We start from the raw sequence: 11,538 nt of genomic DNA on the forward strand, positions 1-11,538 counted from the left end.
GATGACGTCCTGGGGAACTCAGCCCACGAGGCCACCGGTGTGCCGCACCGGCTCGCCGGCGCCCAGGCCGACGCGGCCGGCCAGCGCCGCCGCCTCCACCCGCGTCGCCACGTCGAGCCGCCGCAGCAGGTGCGCCACCAGCCGCTTCGTCGTCCGCTCCGAGACGTGCAGCGTCGTCGCGATGTCCACGGTGCTGGCGCCGTCGGCGATCAGCCGCCACAGCCGCCGCTCGTCGGCGGTCAGCTGGTCGACGACGCTCCGCTCCCCCGTCGGTGCGGCGTCCTCCAGCAGCTGGCGCAGCAGCGCCTCGGGCAGCACCGACCACCCGTCGAGCACGGCCAGCAGCGGCCGCACCAGCGACTCCGGGTCCGCCGTCTTCGGCAGGAAGCCCGACGCGCCCGCCCGCAGCGCCTCGATCGCGGCGTCGGCCTCGGCCAGCCCGGAGAGCGCGACCACCCGCACCATCGGGTCCGCCCGGCGAACGGCGGCTATGGCCCTCGTCCCGCCGGGCGGTGGCATGTGCAGGTCGACGATCGCGACGTCGGCGTGGTGCCGCCGCACCAGCGCAGCGGCGGCCGACGCGTCGTCCGTCGTCGCCACCACCCGCACCCGGCCCTCGCTGAGCCCCGGCAGGAGCAGGCTCAGCCCACGCGTGAACAAGGGGTGGTCGTCCACGACCACCACATCCACCGGCGGCCTGCGGTCAGCAGCGGTCGCGTCGTCGGTCACCCCCACAACTCTCCCGTCGGTCGGTGCGTCTCCCGGCGCCTCCGGCCGGCTCCCCGAGGAGGTGCCCGTGACCCTGGCTGCCGACACGCAGGCGTCGACGCGTAACCGTGGACTGCTCAACGATCTCGCCCAGGTGCTGCGCGCGCATCTCCCGCGCCCGCGCCGGGTGCCCGCCCCCGACCCGGAGACGCCCAGCCCCGAGGACGCCGTCGTCCGGGCGCTCTGCCACGACATGCGCACCCCGCTGGCCTCGCTGGAGGCCGTGCTGAGGTCGCTCGACCGCGCGCCCGGCCAGGCCGGTGAGCTGCTCGCGCTCGCCCGGGCCCAGACCGCCCACCTCTCCTCGATGCTGCGCACGGCCGACGCCACGGGCGGCGCCGTCCAGCGCTCGCGCGGCACCCGCCCGCTCGGCGACGTCCTGCGCGCCTCCGTGGCGGCCTCCGGGCTGCCCCGGTCCCAGCTCGCGCTGGAGCTGGAGGACGGCGCCGGGGAGGTCGGCGTCGCCGACGCCCGCGTGCAGCGCATCCTCCTCAACCTGCTGGAGAACGCCCACCGGCACGGCGACGGCGCACCGGTGCGCCTCCGGGTGACCGCGCGCGACGGCTGGGTGGACCTGGCGATCACCCAGACCGGCGTCCCCGTCGACCGGGTCCTGCAGCACCTGCGGCAGGACCGGCCACCGGTGGACCTCACCGGGCTCGGGCTGTGGTCGGTGCGCCGGCAGGCGGCGGAGCTCGGGGGCCGGGTGCTGTGGTCGGAGGACGGCGCGCGGTTCACCCTGACCGTCCGCCTCCCCGACCGCTGAGCTCGACGGGCCCGGTCGCGCCGAGTGGGGCCCGGAGGGCTCCGCGCAGGCGTGACGCAGCGGCTCCGCGTGGTAGGGGACGGCACGTGGCCGCGGTGCCGTCCGGAGGACGGCCGTGTGATTGGCACCCCCGGGCCACGGAACGGCACCGGTGGGCCAGCCGGGGCGGGCAGATCCCCTGCGTCACCGCGATCGCGGCGACGTGACGACGCAGAGGAGACACCGTGTTCACGCACACCCAGGCCCTGCAGTACGAGGCGAAGCCCGATGGTCCCGACGCCGCGTTCGCCCGCCGGATGCAGGAGATCCTCGGCGGTCAGTGGGGTGAGATGACCGTCGCCACCCAGTACCTGCTGCAGGGCTGGAACTGCCGGCTGCCCGGCAAGTACAAGGACATGCTCCTGTCCATCGGCACCGAGGAGCTCGCCCACGTCGAGATGATCGTGACGATGATCGACCGACTGCTGGACCACCAGCCGCTCAAGCCGGACGCCGCCGACCGGACCAAGGAGGCGGCGGCCGGGTACGGAGACGTCAACCCGCAGCACGCGATCGTCAACGGCGGCGGCGCCTACTACCGCGACTCCATGGGCCTGCCCTGGAGCGGCGGGTACGTGACCGCGAGCGGCAACCTGATGGCCGACTTCCACTACAACGCCACGGCCGAGATGCAGGGCCGGCTGCAGGTGTCGCGCCTCTACAACATGACCGACGACCCCGGGGTCAAGGAGATGCTGAAGTTCCTGATCGCCCGCGACCACATGCACCAGATGCAGTGGCTCGCCGCGATCGAGGAGCTCAAGGCGGACGGCCTCGAGGGCATCCCGGTGCCCGAGGCCTTCCCGCTGGAGGAGGAGCCGGGCGACGCCGGCTACGCCTTCATCCTCGCCTCCGACGGCCCCGAGGCCGCGGCCGGCCGCTGGGCCCACGGCCCGACCCCGGACGGCCGGGGCGAGTTCACCGCCCGTCCGATCGAGGCCACCGCGGACGCCCCGCAGCTGCCCCCCGGTGACCCGCGGCTCTTCCCCACGCCGCAGATGGAGGGTCAGTCGATGCTGCAGAAGGCCAAGGACATGCTCACCTGAGGTCCGGACCAGCTCGTCGCGCCGTCGCCGTGCCGGCGGCCCGCCCTCCCCGGGTGCGGCCGCCGGCCCGGCGGGCCCAGCCCCTCCCGGAGGTCCTGCCGTGCACCTGCACCTGCACCTGCCCCGCCTGCCCGTCGCCGCGGTCCTGCTCTCGCTGGTCTACCTGGCGGCGGTCGCCGTCGCGATCAGCGCGCCCGGGCAGCACGCCGTCGCCGGCCTGGTCGTCCTGACCGGCCTGGTCGCCCGCTGGGTGGTCCGCGCCCGCCGTCCCGAGCGCGCGGCCGATCCCGTCGCGCTCGCCGTGGCGGGCACCACGACCGCGGTCGACGCCGTCCTTCCCACCGAGCCCGTCCCCGCCGCGGCGCACGCCACCGCCGCCTGAGCAAGGCCCGACGCGCGAGGCGCGCGCCCCCTCCCGGGGACGCGCGCCACGCAACTGGATGGAACGGCCTGGCTCCAGGGGCCCGCGCCGAGCGGAGCGAGGTGCGGGGAGGAGCCAGGTCCTCTCAGTGCTTGACGGCCTTCTCCGCCCCGATGCCGGTGAACGCCCGGACCTCGAGCTCGGCCCACTTGGCCTCGTTCGGCTTCTCCTTGGTGACGACGGTGCCCAGCCACCCGAGGAAGAACGACGCCGGGATGGAGACCAGCCCGGGGTTGCGCAGCGGGAACCAGGCGAAGTCGACGCCGGGGAACATCGACGTCTCGGTGCCCGAGACCACCGGGGAGAAGAGGATCAGCCCGACGCAGATGATCAGCCCGCCGTAGATCGACCACAGCGCGCCCTGGGTCGTGAACTTCTTCCAGAACAGCGTGTAGAGGATCGTCGGCAGGTTCGCCGAGGCGGCCACCGCGAACGCCAGCGCCACCAGGAAGGCGATGTTCAGCCCGGCGCGCAGCGCCAGGATGCCCAGCCCGATGGAGATGGCGCCGATGACGACGGCGGTGATCCGGGCGACCTTGACCTCGCCGTTGGGCGGGACGTCACCCTTCTTGATCACCGACGCGTAGACGTCGTGGGCGAAGGAGGCCGACGCGGTGATCGTCAGGCCCGCGACCACGGCGAGGATCGTGGCGAACGCGACGCCGGCGATGATGCCGAGCAGCACCGTGCCGCCGAGCTCGAACGCCAGCAGCGGGGCGGCTGCGTTGACGCCACCCGGGGCCGCGACGATCGTCTCGGCACCCACCATGGCACCGGCGCCGTAGCCGATGATCAGGCTGAACAGGTAGAAGATGCCGATCAGCCAGATGGCCCAGACCACCGACGTCCGGGCGGCCTTCGCCGTCGGCACGGTGTAGAAGCGCATCAGCACGTGCGGGAGGCCGGCGGTGCCGAGCACCAGGGCCAGCGCCAGGCTGATGAAGTCCAGGCGGGTGGTGTCGCTGATGCCGTACTGCGCACCCGGGTTGAGCACGCCCGTCGTGCCCGCGCTCTCCACCGCGCCACCGAGCAGCGCCGACAGGTTGAAGCCGTAGTCGGCGAGCACCCACAGCGTCATGACCAGCGCACCGGCGATGAGCAGACTGGCCTTGATGATCTGCACCCACGTGGTGCCGCGCATGCCGCCGACGAGGACGTAGAAGATCATCAGCGCGCCGACCACCGTGACGACGAGCGCCTCGGCCACCGGCCCGCTCACGCCGAGCAGCAGGGCGACGAGGCCACCGGCCCCGGCCATCTGGGCGAGCAGGTAGAAGAGCGAGACCGCCAGCGTGGAGATCGCGGCCGCGGTGCGCACCGGGCCCTGCCGCATCCGGAAGGCCAGCACGTCGGCCATCGTGAAGCGGGCGGTGTTGCGCATGAGCTCGGCGACGAGCAGCAGCGCCACGAGCCACGCCACCAGGAAGCCGATGGAGTAGAGGAAGCCGTCGTAGCCGTAGATCGCGATGGCGCCGGCGATGCCCAGGAACGAGGCCGCCGAGAGGTAGTCGCCGGCGATCGCCAGGCCGTTCTGCTGGCCGGTGATGGTGCGGCCGGCGGCGTAGTAGTCGGCGGCGCTCTTGTTGTTGCGGCTGGCCCGGAAGGTGATGGCCAGGGTGACGACGACGAACGCGCCGAAGATCGAGATGTTGATCGCCGGGTTGCCGATCGTGGCGTCGGCGGCGTGCAGGTCAAGCACGGGTGGCCCCCTCGGTGCGGGTGTCGCCGCCGGCGGGCGTGCCGGGCGCGTAGTCGTGGGCCTCGAGGCGCTCGCGCATCTCGTCGGCGATGGGGTCGGTGCGCCTGTTCGCGTGCGCCACGTAGAGGTGGGTGATGACGAACGTGGTCACGAACTGGCCGAGCCCGAAGAGCAGGCCGACGTTCACGTTGCCGAAGACCTGGGTGGACATGAAGTCCGAGGCGTACGTCGAGAGCAGCACGTAGAGCAGGTACCAGACGAGGAACGCCACGGTCATCGGGAAGGCGAAGCTCCGGAAGCGCTTCTTCAGCTCCACGAACTCCGGCGAGTCCTGCGCGGCGCGGTACTCCTCGGGCGTCAGCAGACGCCGTTCCTGTGGATCGGTCAAGGTGCGAGCTCCTGGTTCGATCGAGCGGGCGTCGACATGCGGGCAGTCGGAACTGTGAGCCCTGTCACGGTAGGGCCCTGGGTCCTGGGAGGGCAGCGGCCGCGCCGCCGCTGCGCCGAGCGGTGAGCCTGCGTCGGCATACGGCAGGTCCGGCGAGACGAGCGGTCACGCCGTCCACCACGGGCGTCGCGGGAACGCGCCGTCCTCAGCGCGGCAGGACGCCGCGGTCGAGCTGCACCGCCTCGGGGGTGTGCAGCAGGACCATGGTCCGGGCGGCGTGCCGCGGCACCCGCCGGGGCGTGGCCAGGGAGACCGCCACCATGGTGAGGAACGCGAGCGGGACGGTCCAGGCCGCCGGCTGGGCGAGCAGCGCCCCCGGCCACCCGGCCGGCGCCGCGCCCAGCAGGGTGGCCAGCACCGCGCCGCCGGCGCACCCCCCGCCGACGAGCATCCCGGCGATCGCACCGGCGTCCGTGAGCCGGCGCCACCAGATGCCCAGCACCAGCAGCGGGCAGAACGTGGAGGCGGCGAAGGCGAAGGCCAGCCCGACCGCCCGGGCGACGCCCACCCCCTCGGCCAGCAGGGCCAGGCCCAGCGGCACGAGGACGGCGACCACGGCCCCGGCCTGGAAGGCGCGCACGCCGCCGAACCGGCGTCCCAGCCCGTCCTGGCTGATGACGCCCGCGACCGCGACGGTCAGCCCGGACGACGTCGACAGGAAGGCCGCGAACGCCCCGGCCGTGGTCAGCGCCGAGAGCAGCTCCCCCAGCGTGCCGCCCAGCATGCGGGCCGGGAGCTCCAGCACCACCGACTCGGTGTTGCCGCTGGCGATGAGGTCGGGGGCGTAGAGCCGGCCCAGCCCGCCGTACACCGGCGGCAGGAGGTAGAAGACGCCGAGCAGAGCCAGCACGAACAGGGTCGTGCGCCGCGCCGCGGCCCCGTCGGGGTTGGTGTAGAAGCGCACCACGACGTGCGGGAGGCCCATCGTGCCGAGGAACGTGGCGACGATGATCGAGTACGTGGTGTAGAGCTCGTGCTCGCCCGTCCCGGCCAGCGGCGACTCCCAGGAGTCCCCGGGCGTCGTCCCTGTCGAGGCCGGGGAGACGCCGCCGTCCCCGAGCCAGGTGGTGACCATGAACAGCAGCGGGAACAGCAGCGCGGTGAGCTTCAGCCAGTACTGGAAGGCCTGGACGAAGGTGATGCTGCGCATGCCGCCGAAGAGCACGTTGACCAGCACCACCGTCGCGACGAGCACGCCGCCCAGCCAGGCGCCGGTCCCCGTGGTGGCGGCCAGCGCGAGGCCGGCGCCCTGGAACTGCGGCATCAGGTAGAGCCAGCCGATCGCCACGACCAGCAGCGCGGAGAGCCGGCGCACCCCGCGCGACTCCAGCCGGCTCTCGGCGAAGTCGGGCAGCGTGTAGGCACCGGAGCGGCGCAGGGGCGCGGCGACGAGGACCAGCAGGACGAGGTAGCCCGCCGTCCAGCCGACCGGGTACCAGAGCATCTCCGTGCCGAAGGCCAGCACCAGGCCGGCGACGCCGAGGAAGGACGCCGCGGAGAGGTACTCCCCACCGATGGCCGAGGCGTTCAGCCCCGGCCGCACGGTGCGGGAGGCCACGAAGAAGTCGCTGGTCGTGCGGGAGAACCGCCAGCCGTAGGCGCCGACCGCCAGCGTCGCCACGATGACGAACGTGACCGCGGTGACGCTGTAGCCCGCGGCGCTCACGACCGGCCGCCGGACGGCCGGGGCGTCACGACCGGTCCAGCACGTCGGTGAAGGCGCGTTCGTTGCGCTCGGCGGCCCGGACGTAGAGCCAGCCGACCACGAAGAGGAACGGGTAGACGGCGAAGGCCAGCAGGAGCCACGGGAGCGGCACGGCGAGCACCTCGACCGTGGTCAGGTCGGGCGCGAGCCAGAAGAGCAGGGGGATGCCGCCGACCACCACGACGAGGGTGGTGAGGGCGAGCAGCGCCAGCCGGAGCTGGGAGCGCAGCAGCGAGGACATGTACACCTCGCCCAGCGCGGTCTGGGTCTCGATCTCGCGGGCGCCCGGGACCCGCTGCACGCGGGCCGCGCCGGTGCGCGGGCTCGTGACGCGCACCCGGCGGGGCGTGGGGTCCGGCACCGGTCAGCCCCGGCCCGGCGCACCCGGCCGGGCGCGCCGCACCAGGAGGTCGCGCAGTTCCCGGGTGTGCCGCCGGCTCACCACCAGCTCCGTGCCGCCGACGACGACCGTGCACCGCCCGGCGTCCATCCGGACCTCCTCGACGTGCTGGAGCGCGACCAAGAGCGACCGGTGGATCCGCACGAAGCCGGCGTCCTTCCAGGTCTCCTCCAGCGTCGTCAGCGGCACGCGGACCAGGTGGCTGCCCGACGCGGTGTGCAGCCGGGCGTAGTCACCCTGGGCCTCGACGTACCGGACGCCCGAGCGGGGGACGAACCTGGTCACACCGCCCAGCTCCACCGCGATGTCGTCGTCCACCGCCACCGGCCCACCCGCCCGCGCGCCGACGACCCGGCGGACCGCCTCCGACAGCCGGTCGTCGCGGACCGGCTTGAGGACGTAGTCGACGGCGCCGAGCTCGAACGCGTCCACCGCGTGGTCGTCGTACGCGGTGACGAAGACGACCGGCGGCGGCACCTTGAACCGGGACAGCACGCGCGCCAGGTCGACGCCGCCGAGCCCGGGCATCCGGATGTCCAGGAAGACGGCGTCGACCGACCGCTCCTGGAGCAGGCGCAGCGCGTCGGTGGCCGAGTCGCTGGTCAGCACCGTCCCGATCCGCCCGTCCCGCTCGAGCAGCCAGCGCAGCTCCTCGAGGGCCGGGCGTTCGTCGTCCACGACCAGGACGGTCAGCCGGTCTGCGGTCACGGCACCTCCTCGCCGGCGGTCGTCGGCGTCGAGACGGACCGTGCGCGTGCGGGACGTGGCCCACCCGGTCACGGGCGCACCCCGGGCGCGAACTTCGGGACCCGCACGATGACCTTCGTCCCCGCGCCGGGGCAGGTCTCGACGACCAGACCGTAGTCGTCCCCGAAGGCGGTGCGCAGGCGGGCATCGACGTTGCCCAGCCCCACCGAGTCGACCGAGACGTCACCGGCGAGGGCCCGCCGCACCTTCTCCGGGTCCTCGCCGATCCCGTCGTCCTCCACCGAGATCAGGCACTCGCCGCCCTGGTCGGCGGCGATGATGGTCACCGTCCCGGTGCCGGGCTTGCGTTCGAGGCCGTGCCGCACCGCGTTCTCCACCAGCGGCTGCAGGCAGAGGAACGGGACGGCGACCGGCAGGACCTCCTGCGCCACCCGGAGGGTGACCTGGAGCCGGTCGCCGAACCGCGCCTTCTCGAGCACCAGGTACCGCTCGATCGACCGCAGCTCCTCCGCCAGGGTCGTGTACTCGCCGTGGTGGCTGAAGGAGTACCGGGTGAAGTCGGCGAACTCCAGCAGGAGCTCCCGTGCCCGCTCGGGGTCCGTCCGCACGAACGAGGCGATCGCGGTCAGCGAGTTGTAGATGAAGTGCGGGCTGATCTGCGCCCGCAGCGCCCGGACCTCGGCCTCCATCAGCCGCGTCCGCGAGGCGTCGAGCTCGGCGAGCTCCAGGTTCCCCGACACCCAGCGCGCGACCTCGGTCACGGCCCGGACGAGCCCGGCGGAGGCCGACGAGGTGAACGCCTGCAGGGTGCCGACCACCCGGTCCTCCACCACCAGCGGGCTGATCACCACCTGGCGCAGCCCGCACCCGGCGTCCGAGCAGGGGAAGTTCCTGCGGTCCCGGACCACCGTGTTGCCCGACTCCAGGACGACGGCGGCGAGCGCTGCCGCGTCCTGCTCGTGGTGCCCGAAGCGGCCGTCCCAGGCCAGCGTCGTCACGGTGTCGGTCAGCGCGACGGCCGGGACCCCGAGCAGGTCGCGCAGGTGCCGGATCGCGCGCCCGGCGGAGCCGCTGGTCAGGCCCTCCCGCAGCTCCGGCGCCGTGAGGGAGGCCGAGTGGAGGGTCCGGAACGTGGCGTGCTCCGCCTCCGTGCCCAGGTGGCCGGGGCGCAGCCATCGCAGTGCCTCGCGCATCGCCGGTGTCTCCCTCCAGGCGGGCCGGCCGTCTGACCGGAAGCCAGCAGACCCTAGATCCTGACGGTTCGCGCACGTGTGCGACGCGGGGACGTCCCGGAGCGGGGCGTCTCGCCCAGGACGAGACGTAGCCGGATCGCTCCACCGCCGTAACGCCGCGCGAACACGGCCCCGGTGCAATGGCTCATGGTCGCGATCAGCGCTCTGCCCTCGGGTTGGTTCGCGGTGGCCCGGGCCGCCGACGTGGGGACGACGCCGGTGCCGGTGGGCGCCGGCGGGCGGGCCTGGGTGGTGGTGCGGCTGCGGCCAGGTGCCGAGGTCAGCGCCTTCCCGGCGCAGTGCCCGCACCGGGCCGCCCCGCTGGCCACCGCCACGGTCTCCGGTGGGCGGCTCGAGTGCTCCCGCCACGGCTGGCGCTTCGACGCCGACGGCCGGTGCGTCTCCGCCCCCGCCCTCGGCCCGGCGGGCGTGCCGCCCCCGCGGGCGGACCTGCCCGTGCCCTGGGCGGTCGAGGAGCGGCACGGCTGGGTCTGGCTGGCCCCGGACCGCACCGCCCTGCCGCTGCCGCCCCGGCCCGTGGTACCGCCCGCGCCCGAGGCGGTGCCACCCGCCCCCGGGCCCCGGGGCCCGGTGTTCGGCAACCTCGACCCCTCGCTCGCCGCGGCCTGGCACCCGGTGGCCCTCTCCCCCGAGCTGCGGCCCGGCGGCTGGCTGCAGGTCCGGCTGCTCGGGCGCACGTGGACGCTGCGCCGGGACGGCGACGAGGTGCGCGCCGATCCGCCCGCGCACGGCGTCCGGGAGCGGCAGGGCGTGGTCGAGCTGGCCCCGTCCGCGCCGGGCGACGTCCCGCTGGAGGTGCCGGAGGACACCGACCGCCGGTTCCTGCACCGCTGGCTCGCCCCCCGCCGCACCCCGGCCCCCGCGGCCGTCGTCGCCGACCTCCTCCTGGACGTCGCGCGGCTGCCCTTCGTGCACGGCGCCACGACCGGGGCCGCCGACCACCCGGAGGTGCCGCCCTACGAGGTGGTCCGGGAGACCGGCGGTCTCCGCTCGGTGCAGGAGCAGTGGTGCGACGACCCGCTCGACCCCGAGGTGGCCCTGGGCGGGCGGCCGCTGCGGCAGCGCCGTCGGGTGACCTACGTGCACCGGGTCCCCTTCGCCCTGCGAGTCCGCCGCGACCAGCTCGACTCGGGGGCGGCGACGACCGTGGTCACCCTGCTGCAGCCGGAGGACGCCGACTCCACCCGCGTGCTCACCCGGCTGCTGCACTCCGCCGGGCCGGGGCAGCCGCTGCCCTCGCGCGCGCTGATGGCCGCGCACGCCGCCGCCGAGCAGCGGGCCCTCGACGCCGACCTCGCACTGCTGGTGGGCACCGGGCTCCCCGGCCTGCCGCTGGACCGCCGGGACGAGCTCCACCTGCCCGCCGACCTGCTGGGGGTCGCGCTCCGGGACGCCCTCTGCGACTTCCGGGCGGCCGGGCGCACGCGCGCGGCCGCCTGACCGGCTCACTCCTCCGGCAGGCGCTCCCCGCACCGCGGGCAGGCGGTGGGCGGGTCCTCGTCGGCCAGCCCGCCGCAGGCCGGGCACACCCGGCGCAGCCAGCACGCCGGGTCACCGCCGTCGTCGTCGGGCCGGTACCGGCGCTCGTCCTCCACGCGTCCACCCCCAATGCGACAACTCTGTTGCGGTCCGCCCACCGGAGGGTCGGGGGGACCGGCCGGGGTAGCCCTGGACGGTCGTACGCCACTCCGGGAGGACCAGCATGACCCGCCGCTCGCGCAGGCACCCGTTCGCCGCCCTGCTCTTCGCCACCGCGCTGCCCCTGGCGGCCTGCGGGACCGTCGCCGAGGAGGAGGAGTCGGCGAACCCGATCGAGGAGTTCGGCACGGAGGTCGACGGCGGCAACCCCGGCCCGGACGAGGCGGTGACCGAGGACATCAAGATCACCGCCCTGGGCCTCGCCTACCCGGAGGACGAGGTGTGGGAGGTCGGCGAGGACGTGACGCTCTACGCCGCGATCGCCAACACCGGGACCACCGGCGACCAGCTGATCGACGTCCGCGGCGAGGACTTCGCCGGGGCGGAGCTGACGGCGCTGGACGGGACCGACGGCGCGATCGACGTGCCCGAGGAGGACAACGTCTACCTGGAGCCCGAGGGCCCGCCGTCGGTGGTGCTCACCGACCTGGACACCACCCTGCGGTCGTCGCAGTCGATCCCGGTCACGTTCGTGTTCGAGGAGGCCGGCGAGGTGACGATGGAGGCCCCGGTCGTCTCCGCGCCCCCCGGTCAGGGCGACTTCGAGGCACCGGAGGACCCGACCTCGGAGAACTGATCCGCCCACG

Annotated in this window: 13 protein-coding genes; 5 read left to right on the forward strand and 8 right to left on the reverse strand. The window is 74.5% G+C overall.

What is annotated here, in order from left to right:
• Nucleotides 1-18 precede the first annotated feature (18 nt).
• Complete coding sequence (locus ACI79P_RS18445) at nucleotides 19-729, reverse strand: response regulator (protein ID WP_456582520.1); 711 nt, start codon at nucleotides 727-729, stop codon at nucleotides 19-21.
• Nucleotides 730-796: 67 nt separating this feature from the next.
• Here ACI79P_RS18445 and ACI79P_RS18450 point away from each other — a divergent pair, with 67 nt between their 5' ends.
• The 3 genes from ACI79P_RS18450 (at nucleotide 797) to ACI79P_RS18460 (ending at nucleotide 3,001) form a co-directional block, all read left to right on the forward strand.
• A complete protein-coding gene (locus tag ACI79P_RS18450) occupies nucleotides 797-1,534 on the forward strand; it encodes a sensor histidine kinase (RefSeq protein ID WP_456582521.1) in 738 nt (245 codons plus the stop codon).
• A 224-nt stretch (nucleotides 1,535-1,758) separates the two neighbouring features.
• The gene (locus ACI79P_RS18455) at nucleotides 1,759-2,619 is read left to right on the forward strand and encodes a manganese catalase family protein (RefSeq protein WP_456582522.1); all 861 of its coding nucleotides are present in this window, start codon (nucleotides 1,759-1,761) and stop codon (nucleotides 2,617-2,619) included.
• A gap of 100 nt (nucleotides 2,620-2,719) precedes the next feature.
• Complete coding sequence (locus tag ACI79P_RS18460) at nucleotides 2,720-3,001, forward strand: hypothetical protein (protein WP_456582523.1); 282 nt, start codon at nucleotides 2,720-2,722, stop codon at nucleotides 2,999-3,001.
• A gap of 124 nt (nucleotides 3,002-3,125) precedes the next feature.
• Here ACI79P_RS18460 and ACI79P_RS18465 read toward each other — a convergent pair whose 3' ends face one another.
• The 6 genes from ACI79P_RS18465 to ACI79P_RS18490 form a co-directional block, all read right to left on the reverse strand.
• On the reverse strand, nucleotides 3,126-4,739 hold the full coding sequence (locus ACI79P_RS18465; RefSeq protein WP_456582524.1) for a solute symporter family protein: 1,614 nt from the start codon (nucleotides 4,737-4,739) through the stop codon (nucleotides 3,126-3,128).
• Entirely contained in the window at nucleotides 4,732-5,127 is a 396-nt protein-coding gene (locus tag ACI79P_RS18470; RefSeq protein ID WP_456582525.1) for a DUF485 domain-containing protein, read from the reverse strand. The genes ACI79P_RS18465 and ACI79P_RS18470 overlap by 8 nt, the downstream gene beginning before the upstream one ends.
• Nucleotides 5,128-5,332: 205 nt before the next feature.
• Nucleotides 5,333-6,853 carry a sodium/solute symporter gene (locus ACI79P_RS18475; protein ID WP_456582526.1) on the reverse strand — a complete coding sequence of 507 codons (1,521 nt, stop codon included), beginning with the start codon at nucleotides 6,851-6,853 and terminating at the stop codon, nucleotides 5,333-5,335.
• Nucleotides 6,854-6,878: 25 nt separating this feature from the next.
• Nucleotides 6,879-7,229 carry a hypothetical protein gene (locus tag ACI79P_RS18480; RefSeq protein ID WP_456582527.1) on the reverse strand — a complete coding sequence of 117 codons (351 nt, stop codon included), beginning with the start codon at nucleotides 7,227-7,229 and terminating at the stop codon, nucleotides 6,879-6,881.
• A 27-nt stretch (nucleotides 7,230-7,256) separates the two neighbouring features.
• On the reverse strand, nucleotides 7,257-8,000 hold the full coding sequence (locus ACI79P_RS18485; protein ID WP_456582528.1) for a LytR/AlgR family response regulator transcription factor: 744 nt from the start codon (nucleotides 7,998-8,000) through the stop codon (nucleotides 7,257-7,259).
• Between the two features lie 68 nt (nucleotides 8,001-8,068).
• Complete coding sequence (locus tag ACI79P_RS18490; RefSeq protein WP_456582529.1) at nucleotides 8,069-9,193, reverse strand: sensor histidine kinase; 1,125 nt, start codon at nucleotides 9,191-9,193, stop codon at nucleotides 8,069-8,071.
• 186 nt (nucleotides 9,194-9,379) lie between these two features.
• Between ACI79P_RS18490 and ACI79P_RS18495 the strand changes: the two genes are divergently transcribed.
• Nucleotides 9,380-10,693 (forward strand): Rieske 2Fe-2S domain-containing protein, encoded by a 1,314-nt coding sequence (locus ACI79P_RS18495; protein ID WP_456582530.1) that lies wholly within the window; start codon nucleotides 9,380-9,382, stop codon nucleotides 10,691-10,693.
• A 5-nt stretch (nucleotides 10,694-10,698) separates the two neighbouring features.
• Here the strand turns inward: ACI79P_RS18495 and ACI79P_RS18500 are convergent, their stop codons facing one another.
• Nucleotides 10,699-10,848 carry a hypothetical protein gene (locus tag ACI79P_RS18500; RefSeq protein ID WP_456582531.1) on the reverse strand — a complete coding sequence of 50 codons (150 nt, stop codon included), beginning with the start codon at nucleotides 10,846-10,848 and terminating at the stop codon, nucleotides 10,699-10,701.
• Between the two features lie 107 nt (nucleotides 10,849-10,955).
• Between ACI79P_RS18500 and ACI79P_RS18505 the strand changes: the two genes are divergently transcribed.
• Nucleotides 10,956-11,528 (forward strand): copper chaperone PCu(A)C, encoded by a 573-nt coding sequence (locus tag ACI79P_RS18505; protein WP_456582532.1) that lies wholly within the window; start codon nucleotides 10,956-10,958, stop codon nucleotides 11,526-11,528.
• Nucleotides 11,529-11,538: the final 10 nt, after the last annotated feature.

The sequence above is a fragment of the Blastococcus sp. SYSU DS0510 genome, from assembly GCF_054050835.1.

Bases quoted from the DNA above. Each gene is read 5' to 3' on its own strand.
- ACI79P_RS18495 (WP_456582530.1), top strand. From the start codon at position 9,380: ATGGTCGCGATCAGCGCTCTGCCCTCGGGTTGGTTCGCGGTGGCCCGG.
- ACI79P_RS18505 (WP_456582532.1), top strand. From the start codon at position 10,956: ATGACCCGCCGCTCGCGCAGGCACCCGTTCGCCGCCCTGCTCTTCGCC.
- ACI79P_RS18490 (WP_456582529.1), bottom strand. From the start codon at position 9,193: ATGCGCGAGGCACTGCGATGGCTGCGCCCCGGCCACCTGGGCACGGAG.